20 protein-coding genes and 1 tRNA gene are annotated in these 22,123 nt (G+C 63.6%); 9 read left to right on the top strand and 12 right to left on the bottom strand.

The features are described from left to right. Positions 1 to 77: 77 nt before the first annotated feature. Together TMPK1_RS06890 and TMPK1_RS06885 are read left to right on the top strand one after the other, a co-directional pair. Complete coding sequence (locus tag TMPK1_RS06890) at positions 78 to 776, top strand: GntR family transcriptional regulator (protein WP_420242221.1); 699 nt, start codon at positions 78 to 80, stop codon at positions 774 to 776. Between the two features lie 132 nt (positions 777 to 908). Next, on the top strand, positions 909 to 1,424 hold the full coding sequence (locus TMPK1_RS06885; RefSeq protein ID WP_420242220.1) for an RNA polymerase sigma factor: 516 nt from the start codon (positions 909 to 911) through the stop codon (positions 1,422 to 1,424). 5 nt (positions 1,425 to 1,429) lie between these two features. Here the strand turns inward: TMPK1_RS06885 and TMPK1_RS06880 are convergent, their stop codons facing one another. From TMPK1_RS06880 to TMPK1_RS06865, 4 genes are read right to left on the bottom strand one after another with little or no spacing between them, the layout of a single operon-like run. Beyond that, positions 1,430 to 2,263 (bottom strand): ABC transporter permease, encoded by an 834-nt coding sequence (locus TMPK1_RS06880; protein ID WP_420242219.1) that lies wholly within the window; start codon positions 2,261 to 2,263, stop codon positions 1,430 to 1,432. Next, the gene (locus TMPK1_RS06875; RefSeq protein WP_420242218.1) at positions 2,260 to 3,204 is read right to left on the bottom strand and encodes an ABC transporter permease; all 945 of its coding nucleotides are present in this window, start codon (positions 3,202 to 3,204) and stop codon (positions 2,260 to 2,262) included. The genes TMPK1_RS06880 and TMPK1_RS06875 overlap by 4 nt, the downstream gene beginning before the upstream one ends. A gap of 4 nt (positions 3,205 to 3,208) precedes the next feature. After that, the gene (locus TMPK1_RS06870) at positions 3,209 to 4,780 is read right to left on the bottom strand and encodes an ABC transporter substrate-binding protein (RefSeq protein ID WP_420242217.1); all 1,572 of its coding nucleotides are present in this window, start codon (positions 4,778 to 4,780) and stop codon (positions 3,209 to 3,211) included. After that, positions 4,773 to 5,897, bottom strand: coding sequence for a PepSY-associated TM helix domain-containing protein (locus TMPK1_RS06865; RefSeq protein ID WP_420242216.1), 1,125 nt, complete (start codon positions 5,895 to 5,897; stop codon positions 4,773 to 4,775). Before TMPK1_RS06865 ends, TMPK1_RS06870 begins: the two co-directional genes overlap by 8 nt. Before the next feature lie 145 nt (positions 5,898 to 6,042). On the opposite strand from TMPK1_RS06865, the gene TMPK1_RS06860 reads away from it, so the two are divergent. The 5 genes from TMPK1_RS06860 (at position 6,043) to TMPK1_RS06840 (ending at position 11,313) form a co-directional block, all read left to right on the top strand. Next, the gene (locus TMPK1_RS06860) at positions 6,043 to 6,354 is read left to right on the top strand and encodes a non-heme iron oxygenase ferredoxin subunit (protein ID WP_420242215.1); all 312 of its coding nucleotides are present in this window, start codon (positions 6,043 to 6,045) and stop codon (positions 6,352 to 6,354) included. 336 nt (positions 6,355 to 6,690) lie between these two features. Then, entirely contained in the window at positions 6,691 to 8,826 is a 2,136-nt protein-coding gene (locus TMPK1_RS06855; protein ID WP_420242214.1) for a TonB-dependent receptor, read from the top strand. Between the two features lie 18 nt (positions 8,827 to 8,844). Then, positions 8,845 to 9,519 carry a Fe2+-dependent dioxygenase gene (locus tag TMPK1_RS06850; RefSeq protein WP_420242213.1) on the top strand — a complete coding sequence of 225 codons (675 nt, stop codon included), beginning with the start codon at positions 8,845 to 8,847 and terminating at the stop codon, positions 9,517 to 9,519. Between the two features lie 29 nt (positions 9,520 to 9,548). Next, positions 9,549 to 10,718 carry an alpha/beta hydrolase gene (locus TMPK1_RS06845; protein ID WP_420242212.1) on the top strand — a complete coding sequence of 390 codons (1,170 nt, stop codon included), beginning with the start codon at positions 9,549 to 9,551 and terminating at the stop codon, positions 10,716 to 10,718. 22 nt (positions 10,719 to 10,740) lie between these two features. Beyond that, a complete protein-coding gene (locus TMPK1_RS06840; protein WP_420242211.1) occupies positions 10,741 to 11,313 on the top strand; it encodes a hypothetical protein in 573 nt (190 codons plus the stop codon). Between the two features lie 48 nt (positions 11,314 to 11,361). Here TMPK1_RS06840 and TMPK1_RS06835 read toward each other — a convergent pair whose 3' ends face one another. From TMPK1_RS06835 to TMPK1_RS06820, 4 genes are all read right to left on the bottom strand, one after another. Next, complete coding sequence (locus TMPK1_RS06835; RefSeq protein WP_420242210.1) at positions 11,362 to 12,225, bottom strand: LysR family transcriptional regulator; 864 nt, start codon at positions 12,223 to 12,225, stop codon at positions 11,362 to 11,364. A gap of 128 nt (positions 12,226 to 12,353) precedes the next feature. After that, positions 12,354 to 13,421, bottom strand: a complete 1,068-nt coding sequence (locus tag TMPK1_RS06830) for a hypothetical protein (RefSeq protein WP_420242209.1) — start codon at positions 13,419 to 13,421, stop codon at positions 12,354 to 12,356. Continuing rightward, positions 13,418 to 15,631 (bottom strand): dehydrogenase E1 component subunit alpha/beta, encoded by a 2,214-nt coding sequence (locus TMPK1_RS06825; RefSeq protein ID WP_420242208.1) that lies wholly within the window; start codon positions 15,629 to 15,631, stop codon positions 13,418 to 13,420. Before TMPK1_RS06825 ends, TMPK1_RS06830 begins: the two co-directional genes overlap by 4 nt. 5 nt (positions 15,632 to 15,636) lie before the next feature. After that, positions 15,637 to 16,860 carry an acyl-CoA dehydrogenase gene (locus tag TMPK1_RS06820; RefSeq protein ID WP_420242207.1) on the bottom strand — a complete coding sequence of 408 codons (1,224 nt, stop codon included), beginning with the start codon at positions 16,858 to 16,860 and terminating at the stop codon, positions 15,637 to 15,639. A 132-nt stretch (positions 16,861 to 16,992) separates the two neighbouring features. On the opposite strand from TMPK1_RS06820, the gene TMPK1_RS06815 reads away from it, so the two are divergent. Both TMPK1_RS06815 and TMPK1_RS06810 read left to right on the top strand, forming a co-directional pair. Further along, positions 16,993 to 17,066 (top strand) — tRNA-Gly (locus TMPK1_RS06815). Positions 17,067 to 17,085: 19 nt separating this feature from the next. Beyond that, on the top strand, positions 17,086 to 17,877 hold the full coding sequence (locus TMPK1_RS06810; protein WP_420242206.1) for an ABC transporter substrate-binding protein: 792 nt from the start codon (positions 17,086 to 17,088) through the stop codon (positions 17,875 to 17,877). 26 nt (positions 17,878 to 17,903) lie between these two features. Here TMPK1_RS06810 and TMPK1_RS06805 read toward each other — a convergent pair whose 3' ends face one another. From TMPK1_RS06805 to paoA, 4 genes are all read right to left on the bottom strand, one after another. After that, positions 17,904 to 18,152 (bottom strand): hypothetical protein, encoded by a 249-nt coding sequence (locus TMPK1_RS06805; RefSeq protein WP_420242205.1) that lies wholly within the window; start codon positions 18,150 to 18,152, stop codon positions 17,904 to 17,906. Positions 18,153 to 18,325: 173 nt separating this feature from the next. Next, positions 18,326 to 20,530 carry an aldehyde oxidoreductase molybdenum-binding subunit PaoC gene (paoC, locus tag TMPK1_RS06800; protein WP_420242204.1) on the bottom strand — a complete coding sequence of 735 codons (2,205 nt, stop codon included), beginning with the start codon at positions 20,528 to 20,530 and terminating at the stop codon, positions 18,326 to 18,328. 3 nt (positions 20,531 to 20,533) lie between these two features. Further along, positions 20,534 to 21,484, bottom strand: a complete 951-nt coding sequence (locus TMPK1_RS06795; protein ID WP_420242203.1) for an FAD binding domain-containing protein — start codon at positions 21,482 to 21,484, stop codon at positions 20,534 to 20,536. Continuing rightward, entirely contained in the window at positions 21,481 to 22,110 is a 630-nt protein-coding gene (gene paoA, locus TMPK1_RS06790; protein ID WP_420242202.1) for an aldehyde dehydrogenase iron-sulfur subunit PaoA, read from the bottom strand. The genes TMPK1_RS06795 and paoA overlap by 4 nt, the downstream gene beginning before the upstream one ends. Between the last annotated feature and the right edge of the window lie 13 nt (positions 22,111 to 22,123).

Raw genomic sequence — 22,123 nt, 5'->3', positions numbered from 1 at the left:
GTTCGCTGCGGCGTCGTCCGCTTATAGTCACGCGCAGCCGACCGTGCGTTGACGCGGCCAGCCAAGGAAGCCGGTGCATGCAAGACGTCAAACCTGCCACCAAGCGCGCGCGATCCGCCACGGCGAGCGCGAAGGGGACCGAGGCCGAGGTTGCCCCGCCCAAACCGGCGCAGGCAAAGCCGGCGCAGCTGGTCGAGCGGATTCGCGTCGACATTCTTGGCGGGCGTTACCATCCGGGCCAATGGCTGAAACAGGCCGAGCTTGAGTCGCACTACGAGGCCAGCCGTGCCGACGTGCGCAATGCGCTGAGCCTGCTGGTCGAACGCGGTCTGGTCGATCACGCGGTCAACCAGGGCTTTCGCATCAGCGACCGCAGCAATGACGACATGCGCGAAATCATCGAGATGATCGTTGCGCTGGAGACTGCGGCTGCGCCGATGATCGTCGCGCGCGCCACCGACGCTGATATCGCGGCCTTGCGCGCAATCGCCGAACGGTTCGAAACGCTGACCCGAAGCGGCGGCGAAGTCGAATTGCGCCTGACCAATTTCGATTTTCACGACGCGCTCAACGCGATCTCGGGCAACCGCCGCCTGGCTGCCACCGTGCGTACCCTGCGCGAATGCAGCTCGGTGCGGCCGTTCTCGCGCTACCGCAGTTTCGACGGCCTGCAGGCAAGCAGCCGCGAACATTTCGATCTGCTGGCCGCCCTTGCCGCGCGCGACGCCGAGCGGCTGGCAGCGCTGCTCAGAGGCCACACCTCGCACCTCGACTGACCCGCCAGGCCAGAACCCCTTCGAACTGTTTGCAAAATAGTCGACTATTTTGTACGACGGGTGACGTAGGGGCCCGATACCGCCTTTGTGCCCCGGAAAACCTGCCGATTTGTACCGGCAAGGGGAGCGGCGATGGGCTTGATGCGTGCCGAATTTCCGTCGATGGCCACCCTTTACCGGCGGCACGCGGCCGAGATTCGGGCCTATCTCCAGTCCCGACTGGGGTGCCGCGCAACCGCCGACGACCTGACCCAGGATGCGTTCCTGCGGTTGGCACTCGCCGATCTTGGCAGCGTGCAGGATGTGCGCTCGTACCTCTATCGCGTCGCATCCAATCTGCTGATCGATCACCACCGTCACGCGCGGCGCAAACATGCGCCGACCGAGCTGCGCGAACTCGATGAGTGTCACGACTTGGCCAGCAGCGAGCCTGATCCCGAACAGATGCTGGTGTGGCGCGACGAAGTCCGCCAATTGCAGCGCGGTGTTGGCGTGCTGTCGCCGCTGTGCCAGAACATTTTCTGGCTGAGCCGCGCCGAAGGATTCCGCAACGCCGAGATCGCAAAGATGCTGGGCGTCTGTGTCAGCACGGTCGAAAAGAATATCGGCCGTGCCGAACGCCATTGCCGCGCGATGCAGCCTGCCTGAACTACTCACGACGCCACGCGCATGCGCGGGTCATACGCATCGCGCAACGCGTCGCCGGTGAGGTTCGTGCACAGCAGGGTCAGCGCGATGGCGAGGCCGGGGAACAGCGACAGAAACGGCGCGTCATGCATGAAGCTGCGGCCTTCCGCGAGAATGCCGCCCCAGCTCGGATGCGGCGGCGGCACGCCAAGACCAAGAAAGCTCAGCACGCTCTCGGACAGTAGCGCCTGCGCGAAATAGCTGCTGGCCAGCACGGTCAGCGGGCCCAGCAGGTTTGGCAGGATATGCCGCCGCAGGATCCAACCCGATCCGTGCCCGAACAGGAACGATGCCTGCACGAACAGCGCGTCGCGCAACGTCAGAACGTGGCCGCGTACGACGCGCGCGACATTGGGCGTGTAAGCAAGACCAAGCGCGACGACGACGCCGGTTTCGCTGCTGCCCAGCAGCGCAACCAGAACCAGCGCAAGCAGAATGCCGGGCATCGCCAGCAGGGCTTCGACCAGCGTGCCGATCAACCGGTCGATCAGCCCGCCGAAATAGCCGGCGCAGGCGCCAAGCGTAATGCCGAGCGACATTGCCAGCACGACGCTGAACAGACTGACGCGCAGACTGACTGCCGCGCCGGCCATCAGGCGCGATAACAGATCGCGTCCGAACTGGTCGGTGCCAAGCAGGTGCGCGCGCGATGGCGCCACCAGCCGTGCCGCGACGTCGATGCGCAGCGGATCGTACGGCGTGTAGATCGCGCCGAGGACGGCCAAGGCGAACAACATCGCAAGGCCGCCGAACGCGGCGAGGTACAGAGGCCGCCTACGCAGGCGTTGCAGCGCGCTCATCGCAAGCGTACCCGCGGGTCGATCAGCGGGTACAGCAGGTCGATCGCTAGATTGATCGCGGTGTAAAGCAGGATCACGAACAACAAGGTCCCCTGAATGGTGGGGTAGTCGCGGGCGTAAATTGCTTCGACGAGAAAGCTGCCAAGCCCGGGAATACCGAACAGCGTTTCGGTGACGGTGGTGCCGCTGAGCAGCGAGCCCAGGATCAGGCCCAGCATGGTCACGGTCGGCGACAGCACGTTACGCAAGACGTGCCGCAGCAGAATCGTGCGCTCGCCCAGTCCTTTGGCCCGGGCATAGTCGACGTAGTCCTGGCGCAGGACTTCGATCGCGCTGGCGCGGATCAGGCGCACCAGAATCGCAGTCTCGATCAGCGCCAACGTCGTGATCGGCATGACGGCATGTTCGGCCCAGACCGTGAACCCGTTCGAAATTGGTGCAAACCCCATCGTCGGCAACCAGCCGAGTTCGACGCCGAACAGCAGGATCAACAACATTCCGATCCAGAAGCTGGGCATCGAGATGGTCAGCGTCGCCAGCAACACGATTGCCGAATCGGCGGCGCGTCCTTGCAGGCGCGCAGCGAGGATGCCGGCCGGGACCGCCAGCATCGCGGCGATGACAAACGCGGGCAACACGATCTGCGCCGTAACGCCGAAGCGGTGCAGCAGCGTCGGCAGAACCGGCTGATCGGTCATCAGCGACACACCCAGATTGCCGTGCAGCACCGTGTTCAGCCAGGCGAGATATTGCAGCGGCAGCGGTTGGTCGAGGCCGAGCTGCGCGCGCACGCGCTGCAATTCCTCAGCGCTTGCGAGATCGCCGACCAACAGCGCGGCGGGATCGCCGGACATCAGCCGCAGCAGGCAGAAGACCAGCAGCGAGACGAGCAGCAGCGTCGGCAAACTGCCGGCAAGTCGGAACAGGACGTGGCGCAGCATCGCGTCAGTCCTTCGTCACGCCCCACAAGCGCGGGCGGCCAAGAGCCCAGCTGCGGTATCCGTGCAGCGTCGCGCGTGTGAGATCGACTACAGGGTCGTTGTAGAGGCCAATCAGCGGCACCTGTTCGCGCATGCGCGTGTGCAGCTGATCGAGCAAACTTTGCATCGTCGCATCGTCACCGGCGCGCTCGACCTGCTGCAGCAGCTCCATCGCCACCGGATCGGACCACTGAAACGTGGCGCGTAATTTCTTGTCGCCTGTGAAGTTTCCGTAGAGCAGGGCCGGATGGCTTCGCGCCGAATACCCGAACGACGACAGTTGAAATTTACCGGCAAAGAAATTGCTCAGCTGCGTCGCCCAATCGAATACTTCGATCCGGACATTGAATCCCGCTGCTGTCAGCAATGCTTGGATCGCAACCGCATTGTCGAACATGTAGGCGAAGCGGCGATTGGCCTGGATTGTCAGCACGTCGCCGCGATAGCCCGCTTCGATGGCAAGTCGGCGCGCTTCGTCGGGATCAAATTTCGGCCAGCCGTCGTGCACCGCGGTGTGAAACCGGCTGCTGCGCTGGACAGCCGAGCTGTTGCCGCGGGCCAGACCGAATGTCGAGATCTCGGCGACCAGGTCGGATGAAACCGCATGTGCGATGGCGCGGCGCATGCGCGGGTCGGCCAACAGCTTGTCGTTTGACTGCAGCAGCAGCACCGTCCAGTCGAGCGTATCCGCACGATGAATATGGACATCGCCGCGGTTCCGTTCGCGCTGGGCCAGTTCGGCAACCGCGTTCAGCGGCATCGCGAAAACCAGATCGATCTGACCGGCATAGAGCGACGCCTTTGCGGACATCCGGTCGGGTGCAACGACGAAGCGGAGCTTGTCGACTGCAGCAATCTTGGCGCCGGTCAGCCCGTCCATCGGTTCGTCGCGCGCTACGTAGTCGGCAAACCGTTCGAGCAGGATCGACTCGCCGCGGCGCCATTCGCGCACGCGGTACGGGCCGGTGCCCACCGGTTCACGCCAGCTCCTGTCAGCTGCAACCGAGTCGGGATGCAGAATCGCGGTCTGGCACTGGACGTTGGCCATGCGATCGAGGAATAGCGCGCTCGGCTGGTTGAGCCGGAATTGCACCGTGCGCTCGTCAAAAATCTCGATCGCTTCGATCTTCAGCGCGTTGGCGCCACGCCCATCGTAGAACTCACGGCAGCGAAAGCCGGTGGCGGGATCGAGCATACGATCCCAGCTCCATTTCACCTCGCGCGCGGTGACCGGCGCGCCGTTGTGAAAACGCAGCCCTGCGCGCAGGCGAAAACGGTAGAGACGCCCATCCTCGAGCAGCTCGACCGATTCCGCCAATAGCGGGCCGACCGACAGATCTTCCCGATAGGCCACCAGCGCTTCGACGACATGATAGAGGACCGTGTCGGTGTTGCCGTCGCGCAGCACGCCGGGATTGGTGCTGAGGATATCCGAATTGATCGCGACCCGGATTTCATCGGGTGCGGCTTTTGCCGGCGCCGACGTGCAGAGCAGCGCGGCGAGGATCGCGGCGACCGCAAATTTTGCTTCAGCCATTGCGCGAAGCGGCGGCCACGGTTTGCGCTGCGCGCATGCTTCGGCGTGCGCGCTGGCGCAGCCACATCCATGCACCGGTGACGGTCAACGTCGCCAGCCCACCGCCCGACAGCGTCATCAACAGCGGACGGAGCGGACCATACGCTTCGCCGGTATGCAGCGGCATGATCCAATCGAGCGCTGCTTGGCCGGGTGGCAATGCGTGCCCGTCCGAAAACACCACCAGCGCGCCGGTCCAACGGTCGACCAGCGCCATGTCGTGCGCGCGCGGGTTGGCGACGTTCTGCGCCACGGACAGGACGCCCAGCGTACGGCCCTGCGGGTCGAGCGGACGGATCTGGCGCAGCCGGCTGTCGGGAAAGCGCGCGCGCATCTGTTCGTACGCAACCTGCCACGACATCGGTTGGTTCGGGCGTGTGGCGGGAGGCAAATCGAGCGAGATCTCGGGATTGACCTTGGCGAAGGATCCGACCAACGCGTGAGTCAACGGATCGGCAATAATCAGCACGCCCGTCAGCGACGACAGGACCAGCAGCGGCGCGATCAGCGCGCCGGGCACGACGTGCAGGTCGCGCAGCACTTGTGAAGTCGATCCGCGCCAGTGAATCCGCAGCGCCCGCAACAGGCGCGCGGTACGCGGCCACCAGATCAACACACCACTGATCGCCATGAAGGCCAGGCCCAGCCCTTCGGCGACGAGAATCGCGGAACCGGTCGTGCCGATCAGCAACGAGACATGCAGTCGTTCAGCCAGCTGCAGCGGATAGGCAACCAGCGGACCCGAGCCAAGCACGACACCGGTCGCAGGATCGACATCGGCGATGATCAGGTCGCGCCGACCGGCTTTGTAGAAGCGTGCCAACAGCGCGACATCGTCGCGTTGATTCTGAACCAGACGTTCCAGCCGGTGCTCAGGGAAGCGCGCTTGCAGTCCGGCGAAAAGCTGGTCCAGCGGCATCATCGGGCGGCCGGGTTCGATCCGGCTATGCGAGTGCAATAGCGGGCGCAGCCATTCGCGATGCGCCATCAATAGGCCCGTACATGCCTGCAGCAGAAGCAGGATGCACAAGGACAGCCCACACCATTTGTGCAAGCGAAGTAGCGTGGCCTTGCTCATCCGAATTTCTCGCTTCCCTGCGCCGCACTTGACGGCGGCTGGTGAGAGTCACGATAAGCATACGGTACCGTATGTCCAGTCTTGATGTCGGAGTGTGCGTCATGTGTGCAGTGTCGGGCGGTAACTGCGCTTCCGGAATTCGGTCATGAGCGATCGCATCCGGTTATGCGCTTCATCCGATCTCAAGCCGGGTTCGATGCGGCAGTTTTTGGTTCGCGGCACCACGGCGATCGCGCTCTATCGGATCGGCGACGCGTTTTACGCAACCGACGATACCTGCACGCACGCAGTCGCATGCCTGTCCGAGGGCGAACTTGAAGGCGACGTTGTGGTCTGCCCGGTGCATTTCGGCGAGTTCCACGTACCGACGGGAAAGGCGCTCGGCTTTCCCGCGGTCGAAGATCTGCGCACTTACAGGGTCGAGCAGGCAGGCGACGACATCTTCGTTCGAGTCTGATCGTCCAGCGAACAATCGTTCGGGCACCGGCGCCGGCCGGAGTCGGGTAAACGCCAGTAGAAGACGAATCCGGGGTGGCGGCGGCAACCGTTCCGGCCATGTCGACCCACCAAGGCGCGCCGACTTCGTCAGACCTCCCAGATTTTCACGTCACATACGCATACGTATTCAAGAAACGCTTGTCCTGGGCCGCCATCCGCGTCAGCATACGGTAACGTATGTATCAAAAGAAAATTCTAGAAGCGGTCCGGTTCGGTGGTGCGCTTCTCGTCTTTTCGGCAGGGGCACTCGAACAACCGAGGCTCTACGGGACGGGCACCAGTGAGGGAGATCACGATGGTTCACGCGGCACGCGGCTTCTTGATTGTCACAGCGACTTTGGCGACCGGTCCGGCGCTGGCGCAAAGCGCGGTCGCATCGGGCCCGATCGACGAGATAACGGTGACCGGCTCGCGCCTGCCCGCAAAAGTGACGTCGATCCCAGGTTCGGTCACCGTCATCAAAGCCGAAGAGGTGATGAAGCAGGCCGACGTGACGCCGGACCTTGGCGCGATGCTGTCGCAGCTCGTACCGGGCATGGCGCCCAGCGCCTACGACGCGTCTTCCTATGCCCAGACGCTGCGCGGTCGCAAACCCGTGGTGCTGATCGACGGCGTGACGCAGTCGATGCCGTTGCGCGGTGGCCGCGACCTCAAAATTCTGTCTGCCTCCGTGATCGAGCGCGTCGAAGTTATTCGCGGCTCGACTGCGATTTACGGGCAGAGCGGCGCCGGCGGCGTCATTAACTACATCACCAAACAACCGCGCGGTGAGGGGTTCAACTTCAACACCAGCGTCGGCCTTGGCTCGTCGTTGACCAAGCTCGATAGCGGCGGTCTGCAATATTATGTGAATCAGTCGGCGACCGGCGCAGTGAACCGCGTCGATTTCGTTTTTGACGGCAGCTTCGAATCGCTCGGCATGTTCCGCGGTTCCGACGGCAGGCTGATCCCACCCGACCCCGGCCTCCAGGGCGGTCTGGCCGACACGAAATCCTATAACGTCTTCGGCAAGATCGGCTTCACGATCGACGACCAACAACGTATCGAAGTGGCGGGCGGCCATTACGAGCGCGCGCAGGACACTGACTGGACCAGCGGCAGCGGCATCTACAAACAGGTCTTCTCACCCGCGGTACTGAAGACGTCGCGCGAAAACGTTTTGCGCGCCGGCCAGGTCGGCGAAGATGCGCGCACCGAAAATACTTCGGGCACGGTCACATACACGCACGGCAACGTGTTCGGCAGCAAACTGCAGGTGCAGGCGCTCTATAGCGAGCATTACGACTCGTACACGTCGATCTTCCAGGGCGCGGCGAACTTTACGCCCGAGACACAATCCTACATCCAGGGGCGTAAGTGGGGCGGACGTCTCGACATCGACACGCCGATCAATTTTGCCTCGACCCGCATTTTGTGGGGCGTCGATTTCCTGGTCGATAAAACGGCGCAGCCGACGATCGACGGTCGCCTGTTCATGCCGTGGTTGCGTGCCGAAGACATTTCATTCTTCGCCCAGATGCAATCATCCCCCACCGAATGGCTCGACCTGCGCGCCGGCCTTCGCCGCGAAAACATCACGCTGGACGTTCCGACATATACGGTCTTGCCGCAGCCGATTTCGCGCATTGTCGGCGGCAATACGGTTCAGGGCGGCAAGCTCGATTATTCCGACACGCTGGTGAACGCCGGTGCGGTGGTGCATCTCGGCCCGATCTTCGACGTGTTCGGCGGGTATTCGCAGGGCTTCTCGATCGGCGATATCGGGCGTGTGTTGCGCTCGCCGCCGGTGAGTGTGCGTTCGCTGGCACAGCTGCAGCTGGGCGCGCAGGTGATCAACAGCTACGAGGTCGGCGTCCGTGCCCATGTCGGGAACGTGTCGGCGGAGCTGGTCGGTTTCCGCAACACGTCGGCGTTGGGCACGACACTTGATCCAGTCACGGGCGTCATCGTGCGCGCGCCGGAACGCGTCAAAGGTCTCGAATTCTCGACCGATATCCGTCTCAGCACCGAAGTGCGCGTCGGCGGCACGTTCACCTGGATGGAAGGTGAGTTCACCAGCAACAACGTGACCTTGCCGCTCGACTTCACGCGCGTTCCGCCGCGCAAGACGACGGCCTATATCTCGTACGACTTCGTGCCCGGCTGGAACGTGTTGCTGCAAGGCCAGATGATCGCCACGGAAAATCGCTTCAATCTTCCTTCGCCCAAAGGCGGCGGTCGCGGCGACGTCAAAGGCTACATCCTTGCCGATCTGGTCATCGCCGGTCCGGTCGGACCGGGCCGCGCCAGCCTCGCAATCTCGAACCTGTTCAACGAGACCTTTTCGCCGATCGTCAACCAGACCGCGGATTTCGCCGATCTGCGTCGGACGGTCGGCTATGCGCAAGGACCGGGTCGCGCCGCGTTGGTGCGCTACTCGGTCTCGTACTAAGCGACGGAGGGGCGGCGGGTGATTTTGTGCCTCGACGAGGTCGTATCGCCCGCCGAACTTCGCGACGCGCAAGCGGCGCTGGTGAAGTTGCCGTTTGCCGACGGCAAATCCAGCGCCGGCTGGCACGCTTCGGGCGTCAAGGCGAACGAACAAGCTGATGCGAAAAATCCCGGTGTGCAGAAGCTTGTGCAACGTCTTGCCGACCGTATCGCGTCGCATCCGATCTTCGCCGCAGCTTCGCTGCCGGCAGCGTTTGGTCCGGTGATGATCAATCGCTATCGCACCGGCGCCCGGTACGGACGGCATGTCGACGATGCGCTGATGCGGGCCGGAACGATGCGGCGCAGCGACTTATCTTTCACGCTGTTTCTCAGCGATCCGGAGTCCTACGACGGCGGCGCGTTGCTGATGCATACCGCGGCGGGCGACGAAACCTACCGGCTGCCGGCCGGCTCGATGCTGCTCTACCCATCGACCAGCCTGCACAGCGTCGAAGAAGTGACGCGTGGCGAGCGTCTGGCCGCGGTGGGATGGGTGCAAAGTCTCGTACGCGATCCGGGGCAGCGCGAAATCCTGTTCGACCTCGATCGCGCACGCCGTGCCGTGTTCGACAAAGACGGTCATAGCGAACCGTTTGAGCTACTCGCGAAATCTTACGCCAATCTGCTGCGCAGCTGGGCCGAGCCGATCTGATCGGCTGCATGATGAAGGGAACTGACTTGATGAAGTCTCTGCTTGTTCTACGCCGCACGCTTGCGTCCGGCCTGTTCGTGCTGCTTGCGGCACAGGCTCTCGCGGCGCCGCCGGAACCGACCGAGCGCGAACGCGCGATGTTGCAGGAGTTGCAGCAGCCCAACGAGGTGTTCGCAGCCAAGCTGAAAGGACCGCAGGAAGTGGTCGCGGGTCGCGCATTGCATCCGAAGATTCAGTGGGCGCTCGAGAATGCGCGAACAGCGGCGGCGCAGAATCGTCAGGACCAGCTCGAGAAATGGAAGGACGCGGCCTATCGCGCGCAGAGCCGTGCTGCGGTGGATCGGACCTGGAACTACCGGACCAAAGTCACTGCTGAGATGGAACGCGTCGAAGACCGCGAAATCGACGGACCCGGCAGCAAGCTCAAGCTGCGCATCTACACGCCGCGGACCACCGAGAAGGGGCCGCTGCCGATCCTGGTCTATTTCCACGGCGGCGGCTGGCTGTTCGGCAGCGTCGAAGCGGCCGATCGCGCCACGCGTCTGATCGCCAACGAAGCGCGCGCGATCGTCGTGTCGGCAAGTTATCGCCTGTCGCCGGAAGCAAAGTTTCCGGCGCCGCAAGATGATGCGATGCAGGTGTATCGCTGGGTTCGCGCCCACGCGACCAAGTTGGGCGGCAAGCCGGACCTGGTTGCGATCGGTGGCGACAGTGCCGGCGGACAGATGGCGCTGGTGACGTCGCTGCGCCTAATCAAAGCCGGCGAAAAACCGCCCGCCTATCAGCTCCTCTACTACCCCGCTGCTGACATGGGCACCGAGTACAAATCCTACGAACAGTTTGGCAGCGGCTACGGCCTGGACCGCAATCTCGCCGAGCTGGTGTTCGTCAGTTTCTTTGCTGACCAGAAAGATCGGCTGCATCCCGACGCGTCGCCGTTGCGCGCAGCGAGCTTTCGCGGCTTGCCGCCGACGCTGATCGCGACTGCAGGATTCGACATTCTGCACGATGTCGGCGAGCAACTGGCGCAGCGGATGCAGCAAGACCGGGTTGCAGTGCTGTGGAAGGACTACACCAGCCTCAACCACGGCTTCATGCAGCATTCGGGCACGATCGACGACGCCGAGCGCGCGTGTGTCGAGACCGCGCAGATCTTTGGCGACGTGGTACGCGGCCGCGTTCCGAAGAAGTTCAACTGATTTTCAAAGCAGGAGTTTGAGTATGGAACGTTATGCAACCCGCCGTTTCTGGAGTCGTTCGGGCCTTGCGCTCGCAGGCGTGCTGATCGGTGCGACCGCGCACGCAGCGCCCGCACCGGCGACCGCACCCGCTGCGGCGCCCGCGGCCGCCAAAGCACAAGGCGGCGAAGCAGGCGAAACCGGTACCGGCCTTTCGCCTGAATTGAACAGCTTCAGCGAAGCGTTGAAGAAGACGTTCGGCGGCGAAGGCGGTGAATCGGGCGCCGGTGTTCCCGACCTGCGCATGAGCGTCACGTTCCCGGCGATGTCGGAAGCGGAAATGAAACTCGCGTTGCCGGGCAACTCGGTGGTCAAGCCGAACAATTTCTACTTTCACTTCGCCGACGGCGGAAAGCTTGAAGGGGAAGCCGGCGGCGAGAAGGATCTGAAAGGCACCTGGAAAATCGAGAACGGCCAGCTCTGCATGGACTGGAACAGCACCAAGTACAAACTTGGCTGTCACTATCTGACCTTGGTCGTCGACGAGGTGCTGCTGTTCCGTCCGAACGGCAAGCCGCGCTTGGTCGCCTTTATCAAGAAAGGTCGTCCTGCCTGACGCGCAGCGACTGATGTGCAAAGGCGCCGGCTTTGGTCGGCGCCTTTTTTATGCGCGGTCCGCCGCAGTCTCGGACAGGATCCAGTCGCGGAACGCCTGCAGCGGCGCGTGCAGATCTCGATGCTTTGGTACGATCAGGTAGTAGCGTTCGGCGCTTTCCATCGGCAGGTCCAGCGCGCGAACCAAGGTGCCGCGCTGTAGCTCGTCGTCGATCAAGAAGGTCGGCAGAAGTGCGACGCCCAACCCGGCAATCGCCGCCTGCGCGATGGTCGCGAACTGGTCGAACAACATGCCCGGCACCGGCTCGTCGCCTTCGTCCTGCGCCGCAAACCAGCGACGCCATGCGTCGGGGCGCGACGTCACATGCAACAGCGTCGCATCGCGCAAGTCGCGCGGCGTCGCAAATGGATGCTGCGCTTTGAGGTCGGGACTGCAGACGGGCAGCACCTGTTCCGACCGCAGCAGCACCGAGTCTGCGTTCGGCCAATCGGCGCGGCCGAAATGGATCGCTGCATCGATCCGTTCCTGGTCGAGATCGAAATAGGCGAGGCGGGTTACGAGATTGACCGTGACGCCCGGATGCTGGGCCAGAAATGCAGGAAGCCGCGGTGCCAGCCAGCGCGCGCCGAAGGTCGGGAGGATTGCGAGGTTCAGCGTTCCACCGGAAGGATTGGCGCGTAGATTGAGCGACGCCGAACTGATCGTGCCAAGCGCGTGCCGCACCGCTTGCGCATACGCCTCGCCGCCGGGTGTAAGACGGATCTTCTGCCGCTCGCGAATGAAAAGCTGCACGCCGAGCTGGCGTTCGAGCGCCAAAATCTGGCGGCTTGCCGCGCTTTGCGTCAACGCAAGCTCGCGCGCCGCGTCGCTGATGCTGCCGGTTCGTGCAGCCGCCTCAAAAGCGGACAGCATCGACAGAGAGGGCAGGAGCCGTCGCGGGTGGATTTTTCTGTCTCGCGCAATTGGTTTTGCGCGCAGCGAACCGTCCAGGCTTCGCACGCGCGCGATGCCTGTCATGTAGGGCGGTTTGCTGATGCGTTTCAATCCGCCACGGGGTCGGCCACAGCATGTCGTCGTTGCTCGGCCCGCCCCATCGAGATGACGAACGGCACGGTTTCCGATTGCTGCGCCGTGACGAAATCGGGCTTGGACGACAGGCCGCGCCAGGTCGCGTCGATCAGCGATTGCGCGACTGCGCCGCCCAACGTTTCGCCCGGCCCCAGGATCACCACGTGATCGGGCGCGAAAGTGCGCACTGCGACTTGGACCGCGCGGGTGAAATCATAGGTGTCAATCACTTGCGCTCCCAACGTGTAGTCCCACAATGTGGCGGGCTCGCTGACATGTCGGTGCCAGATCTTGCCGCGTCCATCGATCAATGGAATTGCGGGGGCGCGGAAGGGCCGGCACTCGAATGCAGCGCGCGCCCGGTCTGCAACCGGTTGCTGTAGCGGCGCGTGGAAGCCGGCATGGTTGTGCAGGCGGAGCGGGAAATGTCCCGGCCCCTTGGGCGCGACCGCAAGCAACGCCGCCAGCGCCGGCTCCGTGCCGGCGAAAACCAGCATGCCGCCAAGGTCGATCGAGACATACAATGCGCACCCAGGCGTGCCATGAATTGCACGTACATGCGCCAGCAGCTCGTCCCGGCGGCCCGGGATCGGGCGCCAGGCATCATCGACAAAGCTGTAGAGCAGCTGCCCGCCGATCATCGCCTCGTGCATGAAGCCGCCCATCATGTCGGCCAGGCGGAACGCATCAATCGCATCCAGCACGCCGGCGCAGGCAAGCGCCGTGTACCAGCCCATCGAGTTGCCGGTGACCGCGACAATGTCGAACTGTTCGCGATCAATCGACACAAAGTCGGCATACGAGGCGGCGAAGATCAGTGGGGCCGCATTGTCGCCACGCGTGTGAATCGGAGGGGCAAAGGCCGGACGTGAATCGAGCTCGCGCAGAGTCGCTTTGCCTTCGCTCCTTCGCACCGCGTCCATCGCGTCCAGCAGATCGCGCTTGTCGCCATGCAGGCGCCGCAGGTAGCCGAGTTCGCCTTTGTTGTACGTGCCGCGCCCAGGACAGACGACGAGAACGGCCGGTCGGCGCGACGTCATCGTGCCCTCGCCATGCGGCGCGGCGCGATCGCTTCGCGCGCAGCTTCAACGATCGAGTCGCGGCTGGGCAGCGGCAAGGTGGCTGCACGGCCAAGCGGAATAAAACAGTCCAGCGCTGCGATGCGCGTTGCAGACAGCTGCGGCGCATGCTCGGCGAACATCGCCATCAGCGCTTCGCTCTGCGAGCCTGTGATGCGGCATTCATCGACGATCAGCACGCGCTTGCTGTCGGCGACCGCACGCAGGATCGCGGCCGGATCCAGCGGCGCCAGCCAGCGCAAATCGACGACGCGCGCGGCGATGCCGTGCTGTTGCTCCAGAATACGCTGTGCCTGTAGCGACAGGTAGGTGCCGTTGCCGTAGGTGACGATGGCAAGGTCGGTTCCTTCGCCGTGCTGTCCGACGCTGCCAAGTGCCAGTGTCGCGTGGGGCTCATAGGGGAAGGTCCACAGCCCGTCTTTGTCGTCGTGCAGATCGCGGGTCATGTAGAGCGCGATCGGTTCGACGAAAACGACAACGCGCTGCTCGACGGCGGCCAAGCGCGCGCATTCGCGCAGCATCGCGGCCGCGTCCTTGCCGTTGCTGGGGCAGGCGATCACCAGCCCGGGCACATCGCGCAGGACGGCAAGACTGTTGTCGTTGTGGAAGTGACCGCCAAAACCCTTTTGATACCCAAGTCCGGCGACGCGGACGATCATCGGATTGGTGAACTGGCCGTCCGAGAAAAAGCTCAGCGTTGCGGCCTCGCCGCGCAGCTGATCCTCGGCATTGTGCAAATACGCGAGAAACTGGATCTCGGTGATGGGCAGAATGCCGTTATGCGCAAGCCCAAGGCCAAGCCCGAGAATGGTCTGCTCGTCGAGCAGCGTGTTGATGACACGCGCTGCACCGAACCGCGCGTGGAGCTTGGCCGTCACGTTGTAGACGCCACCCTTCGGGCCGATATCTTCACCAGCCAACACGATGTTCTTGTGTTCGATCATCAGGTCGGTCAGTGCCCAGTTGATCAGCTTTGCCATGTGCTGCGGCTTTTCCATTGCCGCGATTTCGGCGCCGAACAACGCCTCGCGGTCGACCGCGGCGCGTGAAGCGGTGGCTGCGCGCGCCGGCGGCACGATGCTTTGCATCACGTCCGCGGCATTGGTCAGTTTGGGTCGCTTGATCGCCTCTTCGGCAACGCGTGCGACGGTGCGGCCGACGTCTTCGTACAATTCGAGAATTGCAGACGGTGTCAAAATCCCGTTTCGTGCCAGCAGCGCTGCTGTATGGAGCAGCGGGTCGCCCGCGTCGCAGCGCGCGATCTCTTCCTTGCTGAGATAGGTCGCCTGCACATCCGATCCGGCATGGCCGTACAGCCGCACGCAGTCCATGTGCAGAAACACCGGTTGGCGTCGTTTGCGCGCCACCATTTCGGCCGTGCGCGCGGTGCGGAACGTGTCGAGCAGATCGAGCCCGTTGCAGCGCAGATAGGCGAGGGCAGGGCGGGTTGAAAACGAGGCCGCAATCCAGTCGCGCGGTGTCCGGGTCGAAATGCCGATGCCGTTATCTTCGCAGATGAACACGATCGGCATCGGCACGCCCTGGTACGCAGCCCAGCTGGCGCTGTTGATTGCGCCGAGCGCGGTCGAATGGTTTGCCGATGCGTCGCCGAAGCTGCACAGCACGACGGCGTCGTCGGCGAGGACGCGATCGTGCAGGTCGAGCTTGCGCGCAGTGCCGATGCTATAGGCGGCGCCGACCGCCTTGGGCAGATGTGAGGCGATCGTGCTGGTCTGCGGCGGGATAAATAGCCGCTTCGAGCCAAGCACTTTATGCCGGCCGCCCGAGATCGGATCATCCGACGACGCTGCAAAGCTCAGCAGCATGTCCCAGATCGCAGTTTCACCGGGAAGCTTGGTCGCGCGCTGAATCTGGAAGGCGGCGTCGCGGTAATGCAGAAACGCCATGTCGCCGACGCGAAATGCGGCGGCGATCGCAGCATTGCCCTCATGGCCCGAACTTCCGATCGTGTAGAAGCCTTCGCCACGCGCCTGCAATGCACGGGCGGTGCGATCGAGCTGTCGGCTTGTCACCTGCGACTGAAACAACTCAACCAGCTGCGGTGCTGTCAGCCCGGCTTCGTCGAGCGACACCTCGGACAAAGGCGCTGGAAAATTTGCGGCGGCGACGCTGTCGAGAAAGCGTCGGTGTACGAGCTCGGCCGGATCCATCGCGCTCAGCCGAACGCCTGCAGCCCGGTCTGGGCTCGGCCCAGGATCAGAGCGTGCACATCGTGCGTACCTTCGTAGGTATTCACCGTTTCCAGATTGATCGCGTGACGCATCACATGGAATTCGTCCGAGATGCCGTTGCCGCCGTGCATGTCGCGCGCGGCGCGCGCAGCGTCGAGCGCTTTGCCGCAATTGTTGCGCTTGAGCAGGCTGATCAGCTCGGGTGCCGCCGCGCCCTGATCCATCAGACGCCCGGCGCGCAGACTGCCCTGCAGGCCGAGCGCGATCTCGGTCTGCATGTCCGCCAGCTTTTTTTGAAACAGCTGCGTCTGGGCAAGCGGTCGACCGAACTGTTTGCGGTCGAGTCCGTATTGGCGCGCTGCGTGCCAGCAAAATTCAGCGGCGCCCAGCACACCCCACGAAATTCCATAGCGCGCGCGGTTGAGACAACCGAACGGACCTTTGAGCCCTTCGACATTGGGCAGCAGCGCGTCGTCGCCGACTTCGACACCATCCATCACGATTTCGCCGGTGATCGAACTGCGTAGCGACAGTTTGCCGGTGATCTTGGGTGCGCTCAGTCCCGGCATGTCTTTGGTCAGGATGAAGCCGCGGATCTTGCCACCATGGGCGTCAGACTTTGCCCAGACGACAAAGACGTCGGCGATCGGGCTGTTCGAAATCCACATCTTCGAACCGGTGAGGCGATAGCCGCGCGCGGTTTTCTGCGCTCGTGTTTTCATGCCGCCGGGATCGGAGCCCGCGTCGGGTTCGGTGAGGCCGAAACACCCGATCAACTCGCCCGCGGCGAGGCCGGGCAGAAAGCGCTGGCGTTGCGCGTCCGATCCGTAAGCGTGGATCGGGTAGATCACCAACGACGATTGCACGCTCATCATCGAGCGGTAGCCGCTGTCGACGCGCTCGATTTCGCGCGCAACCAGCCCGTAGGCGACATAGCTCGCGTCGGCGCCGCCATAGCGTTCGGGCAGGGTGACGCCAAGCAGCCCCAGTGCGCCAAGTTCGCGGAAGATCTGTGTGTCGACGGTCTCGGCGCGGTTGGCGTCGATCACCCGCGGTAGCAGCCGGTCCTGCGCGAACTGCCGCGCCGTGTCGCGGACGAGCCGCTCGGATTCGTCGAGCTGATCGTCGAGCAGAAACGGATCTGCCCAGGCAAAGCGTCCGCCCAGATCGGGGGCGTGTTTGTCGAGGTGCGCGGCGGTCTGAGACATGCCGCGACGCTAGCGGCGCGGCCGGATGCGCCGATAATGACGTTTCCGGCCCATCTCATTCGCAAACGGAATGAGTTTCGCGGTGGGGACCTTGCTCCGCCGCTGTCCGGTCTCGTAATGTCCAGCCCGCGCGCGGGTGTAGCTCAATGGTAGAGCTGTTGCTTCCCAAGCAACTGACGAGGGTTCGATTCCCTTCACCCGCTCCAGTCTTTCAGGCGGCCCAGAATGAAATCGCTTCTTCTCGCCGCCCTCTGCATCGCCGCGTGTGTACCAATGTCGCTCCAGGCACAAACACCGTCCGCCGACGTCGTTGCGCAACTGGCGCCGACCGGTGCGCTGCGCGTCGCGATCAATTTCGGCAATCCGGTGCTGGCGCAGCCGGATCCCGCCGGGCCGCGCGGCGTCTCGGTCGATCTGGCGCGCGAACTGGCGCGTCGCCTGCACGTGCCAGTCAAGCTGGTGACGTACGACTCTGCCGGCAAAGTCTCCGACGCGGTCAAAGCCGACGCGTGGGACATCTGCTTTCTTGCCATCGATCCGGTGCGTGCGGCCGAGATCGATTTCACCGCGCCCTATGTCGTCATCGAAGGCACCTACATGGTGCCCGCCTCGTCGAAGCTGCGGAACTTTGACGAGTTCGATCGCGACGGTATTCGCATCGCCGTCGGCCGCGGCAGCGCTTACGATCTGTTTCTGTCGCGCGAAATGAAACATGCGCAGCTCGTGCGCGCCGCCAATTCACCCAAAGCGATCGACCGGTTCCTGGAAGAGCGACTCGATGCGGCGGCAGGCGTCACGCAACCGCTGCTCGACTACGCGAAGACGCATCCGGACGTGCGCGTCATTCCCGGTCGCTTCATGGTGATCGAGCAGGCGATGGGCGTGCAGAAGAACCGGCCGCTGGCGCTTTCCTATCTGCGCCAGTTCATCGAAGAGATGAAAGCATCCGGCTTCGTCGCGAAGGGGCTTGCGACCAGCGGTATCAACGACGCAACGGTCGCGCCGCCGGCGCGCTGACGCCGGCGGCGCGGACCTAAGCAAACTTATTTCGCTTTGGCGGGCACCGGTTCGGTGTTCGGCGCGTCGCACTTGGCGAATTTCTTCGACGTCTTGTCGCGGCATTGTTTGGGCGCGTCGGCAGCTTTCTCCGGCGGCTTGCAAACTTCCATTTTGGCGAACTTGCCGTCGGCACCGTGGCAGCGCCCGTTGGCGTCGATCTTCTGCGCGAGCGCGGAGCCTGACAGCAGACTTGCTGCCGCGACGAACATGATCGCGGCGAGTGTTTGACGCATGAATTCCTCCCTGATGCTGAACCGACCTTCAGCGGGAGTATGAGTTTCCCAGCGCGCGCGTCAGCCGCTTTGACTCCTTGCGGCGCAACGGTTTTTATGCGCGACTATGTCGAAGTCGCGTAATTCGGTTTGAGTCTATAAAATCAGCACGCCAAAGAATTTTTTGCGACGATCTAGACCGGCATTTTCGCCAGCAGCTTGTCGAGCGTGATCGGATAGTCGCGCACGCGCACGCCGGTTGCGTTGTAGATCGCATTGGCGACCGCAGCGCCGACACCGCAAATGCCAAGCTCGCCGACGCCTTTGGCTTTCATCGGCGACGACACCGGATCGGTCTCATCGAGGAAGATCACCTCTTGGTGCGGAATGTCGGCATGGACCGGCACTTCGTAGCCGGCCAGGTCGTGATTGACGAAGAAGCCCAGCCGCTTGTCGATCGCCAGCTCTTCCATCAGCGCAGCGCCAACACCCATCGTCATTGCGCCGATCACCTGGCTGCGCGCCGACTTGGGATTGAGAATGCGACCGGCGGCGCAGACCGCCAGCATGCGGCGCACACGGATCTCGGCGGTTGCGGCGTCGACGCCGACTTCGACGAAGTGACCGGCAAAGGTCGATTGCTGGTACTTCTTGTCGAGATCGCCGTATTCGATCCCGTCTTCGCCGACCAGTTCCTTCTCGCGCGCAGCATCGGCAAGCGCGGCACTGCGATTGCCCGCTTGCACCTGCCCATCGGCGAAGGTTGCGTCGGCTGAATTGAAGCCCAGCTTCTGCGCCACCGCTTCGCGCAGCTTGACGCAGGCCGCGTACACGCCCGCGGTCGAGTTGTTGGCGCCCCATTGCCCGCCCGAACCGGCGGACACGGGGAAGCTGGAATCGCCGAGCGTCACCACGACCTTGTCCAAACCCACGCCCATCATTTCGGCCGCGGTTTGCGCGATGATTGTGTAGGTGCCTGTACCAATGTCGGTCATGTCGGTTTCGACCGTCACGATGCCGCGCTGATCGAGGCGCACGCGCGCCGCCGATTTGGTCACGAGATTGTTGCGCAGGCCCGCAGCGACACCGATGCCGATCAGCCAGTCGCCGTCGCGCACTTTGCCCGGTGTGGCACTGCGCTTGCTCCAGCCGAATTTCTCGGCGCCCAGCCGCAGACATTCATTCAACTGTCGTTGCGAGAAGGGGCGGGACGGCTTTTCCGGATCGACCTGCGTGTCGTTGCGGATGCGGAACTCGATCGGGTCGATGCCGGCTTTTTCGGCTGCTTCGTCGATCGCGATTTCCAACGCCATCAGGCCGGGCGCTTCGCCCGGTGCGCGCATCGCATTGCCTTCGGGCAGATCCAGCACCGCAAGTCGCGTCGCGGTCATGCGGTTGGCGCCGGCATAGAGCAGGCGTGTCTGGTTGACCGCCGTTTCGGGCCCGCCATCGGGCAGATCGCCCGACCAGCTTTCATGTCCGATCGCCGTGATCTTACCGTCTTTGTCAGTGCCGATCCGGATTCGCTGAATTGTCGCCGGCCGATGCGTCGTGTTGTTGATGATCAACGGACGCTGCAACGCGACTTTTACCGGACGTTTTGCGACGCGTGCGCCCAGTGCTGCGAGCAGTACGTCGGCCCGCAGGAACAACTTGCCGCCGAAGCCGCCGCCGATATAGGGCGAGATCAGCCGCACGTTTTCTTTGGGAATGCCGAGCGTGCGCGCCAGGTCGCCTTTGCCCCAGGCGATCATCTGGTTCGAGGTCCAGACGGTCAGCTTGTCACCGTCCCAGGCGGCGATGGTCGCATGCGGCTCCATCATCGCGTGCGTCTGGTCGGGCGTCGTGTAGGTCGCATCGAGCTGCACCGGCGCGGCTGCAAACGCAGTCGCGAAATCGCCGACCGACGTGTCGGGGTCGCCGCCAAAGCCGCCGGCTTTGGGTTTTTCGGCGCCGTCTTTCGCGGCTGCAAGATCGTATTTGCCGTCGCTGCGTTCGTAGTCGACGCGAATGAGCTGCGCTGCTGCGCGCGCCTGTTCGAAACTGTCGGCAACCACCAGCGCAATCGCCTGGTGATAGTGCTGGATCTCGGGCCCGCCGAGCAGCTTGGCGGTGTTGAAATTCCCTTTGGTGATCTTGCCTGCATTCTCATGCGTGATCACCGCGATGACGCCAGGTGCCGCTTTGGCGTCGAGGACGTGGATCGCGTTGACCTTGCCTTTGGCGATTGCGGCACCGACGACATAGCCATAGGCCTGGTTGGCGACGACATCGTGCCGTTCATACGCGTAGGGCGCAGTGCCGGTTGTTTTGAGCGGACCGTCGATGCGATCGGTCGGCTTCCCGATGACTTTGAGCTGGTCGATCGGATTGGTCGTTGCGGGCGTATCGAACTTCATGACTCAGCCCTTCGCTTTCGCCAGCACGGCAGCGAGCGTGCGCTCGGCCAGCTTCACCTTGAATGCGTTCTCGTGCGTGGTCGCAGCGTCAGCGAGCAAGCGCGCGGTCACCGCGCGCGCGCCGCGCGGGATTTCGCTGTCGGCTGCGGCGACGTGCCATGGTCGATGCGCCACGCCGCCCATCGCAACGCGACCGCTGCCGTCGCGCTGCACGATCGCGGCGACCGAGACGAGCGCGAAGGCGTACGAGGCGCGGTCGCGCACCTTGCGATAGATCTGCGTACCACCCACCGGTTTCGGCAAGGTCACCGCGGTGATCAGCTCGCCTTTGGTCAGCGTGGTTTCGATGTGCGGCGTCTCGCCCGGCAGGCGGTAGAAGTCGTCGAGCGCGATGCTGCGCGTCTTGCCGTCGGGCTGCACCGTGTCGACCGTCGCGTCCAGCACGCGCATCGCCACCGCCATGTCGCTAGGATGGGTGGCGATGCAGGCTTTGCTGGTGCCGACGATCGCATGCTGCCGGCTGAAGCCGCCGATCGCAGCGCAGCCGCTGCCGGGCAGGCGTTTGTTGCACGGCTGGTTGGTGTCGTAAAAATATGGGCAGCGCGTCCGTTGCAGCAGATTGCCCGCCGTCGTCGCCTTGTTGCGCAACTGGCCCGATGCACCGGCCAGCAGCGCGCGCGACAACACGGCGTAGTCCCGGCGCACACGCGCATCGGCGGCAAGGTCGGTGTTGCGCACCAGCGCACCGATCCGCAGACCGCCATCCGGCGTCGCTTCAATCTTGTCCAGCGCCAGCGCATTGACGTCGATCAGATGGGTCGGCGTTTCAATCTCGAGCTTCATCAGGTCGAGCAGGTTGGTCCCGCCCGCGATGAATTTTGCACCTTCGGTGCGTGCAGCAGCGGCGGCAGCGTCGGCGGGCGACTGGGCCCGTTCGTAGGTGAAGCTTTTCATGCCTGGCTCCCGGCGACGTCGGTGATTGCATCGACGATGTTCGAATAGGCGCCGCAGCGACAGATATTGCCGCTCATCCGTTCGCGCAGTTCGGTGGCGTTCAGTTGCGGTTGCGCGTTGAGGTCGGCGGTGACGTGGCTTGGAATGCCGGCTTTGATTTCGTCCAGCACTGCGACCGCCGAGCAGATCTGGCCCGGCGTGCAATAGCCGCACTGATAACCGTCATGTTTGACGAAAGCGGCTTGCATCGGATGCAGCCTGTCGGGCGTGCCCAGCCCTTCGATCGTCTTGATCTCGTCGCCGTCATGCATGACCGCGAGGGTCAGGCAGGAATTGATCCGCCGCCCGTTGACGAGGACCGTGCAGGCCCCGCACTGACCGTGGTCACAGCCTTTCTTCGTGCCGGTCAGGTGCAGATGCTCGCGCAACGCATCGAGCAGACTTGTACGTAGATCCAGCTCCAGCTGGTGCGCGGTGCCATTCACCTTGAGCGAGAATTTCGACAAGGCCGGTTCTCCTGCTTGTTTTGCATGCGCGCCGGCCGGAGCCGCCGCGATCGCCGCCGAAGCAGTCGCGCCGACCAGTACGGTGCGGCGCGACAGATCGAAGTCTTTGGACGACTGCATGCCGGCCTCCACG

Origin of the sequence: Roseiterribacter gracilis (assembly GCA_018332375.1) — a bacterium.
In the GTDB taxonomy this organism is placed as follows: Bacteria; Pseudomonadota; Alphaproteobacteria; order BOG-932; family Roseiterribacteraceae; genus Roseiterribacter; species Roseiterribacter gracilis.
This window is presented reverse-complemented; position numbering and strand designations above follow the sequence as displayed.

Excerpts from the sequence above, each read along its gene's own strand:
- TMPK1_RS06840 (WP_420242211.1), top strand. The coding sequence starts at position 10,741 with ATGGAACGTTATGCAACCCGCCGTTTCTGGAGTCGTTCGGGCCTTGCG.
- paoA (WP_420242202.1), bottom strand. The coding sequence starts at position 22,110 with ATGCAGTCGTCCAAAGACTTCGATCTGTCGCGCCGCACCGTACTGGTC.
- paoC (WP_420242204.1), bottom strand. The coding sequence starts at position 20,530 with ATGAAGTTCGATACGCCCGCAACGACCAATCCGATCGACCAGCTCAAA.
- TMPK1_RS06820 (WP_420242207.1), bottom strand. The coding sequence starts at position 16,860 with ATGTCTCAGACCGCCGCGCACCTCGACAAACACGCCCCCGATCTGGGC.
- TMPK1_RS06795 (WP_420242203.1), bottom strand. The coding sequence starts at position 21,484 with ATGAAAAGCTTCACCTACGAACGGGCCCAGTCGCCCGCCGACGCTGCC.
- TMPK1_RS06810 (WP_420242206.1), top strand. The coding sequence starts at position 17,086 with ATGAAATCGCTTCTTCTCGCCGCCCTCTGCATCGCCGCGTGTGTACCA.
- TMPK1_RS06860 (WP_420242215.1), top strand. The coding sequence starts at position 6,043 with ATGAGCGATCGCATCCGGTTATGCGCTTCATCCGATCTCAAGCCGGGT.
- TMPK1_RS06825 (WP_420242208.1), bottom strand. The coding sequence starts at position 15,631 with ATGGATCCGGCCGAGCTCGTACACCGACGCTTTCTCGACAGCGTCGCC.
- TMPK1_RS06890 (WP_420242221.1), top strand. The coding sequence starts at position 78 with ATGCAAGACGTCAAACCTGCCACCAAGCGCGCGCGATCCGCCACGGCG.
- TMPK1_RS06845 (WP_420242212.1), top strand. The coding sequence starts at position 9,549 with ATGAAGTCTCTGCTTGTTCTACGCCGCACGCTTGCGTCCGGCCTGTTC.
- TMPK1_RS06830 (WP_420242209.1), bottom strand. The coding sequence starts at position 13,421 with ATGACGTCGCGCCGACCGGCCGTTCTCGTCGTCTGTCCTGGGCGCGGC.
- TMPK1_RS06870 (WP_420242217.1), bottom strand. The coding sequence starts at position 4,780 with ATGGCTGAAGCAAAATTTGCGGTCGCCGCGATCCTCGCCGCGCTGCTC.
- TMPK1_RS06875 (WP_420242218.1), bottom strand. The coding sequence starts at position 3,204 with ATGCTGCGCCACGTCCTGTTCCGACTTGCCGGCAGTTTGCCGACGCTG.
- TMPK1_RS06885 (WP_420242220.1), top strand. The coding sequence starts at position 909 with ATGGGCTTGATGCGTGCCGAATTTCCGTCGATGGCCACCCTTTACCGG.
- TMPK1_RS06835 (WP_420242210.1), bottom strand. The coding sequence starts at position 12,225 with ATGCTGTCCGCTTTTGAGGCGGCTGCACGAACCGGCAGCATCAGCGAC.
- TMPK1_RS06855 (WP_420242214.1), top strand. The coding sequence starts at position 6,691 with ATGGTTCACGCGGCACGCGGCTTCTTGATTGTCACAGCGACTTTGGCG.
- TMPK1_RS06880 (WP_420242219.1), bottom strand. The coding sequence starts at position 2,263 with ATGAGCGCGCTGCAACGCCTGCGTAGGCGGCCTCTGTACCTCGCCGCG.
- TMPK1_RS06865 (WP_420242216.1), bottom strand. The coding sequence starts at position 5,897 with ATGAGCAAGGCCACGCTACTTCGCTTGCACAAATGGTGTGGGCTGTCC.
- TMPK1_RS06805 (WP_420242205.1), bottom strand. The coding sequence starts at position 18,152 with ATGCGTCAAACACTCGCCGCGATCATGTTCGTCGCGGCAGCAAGTCTG.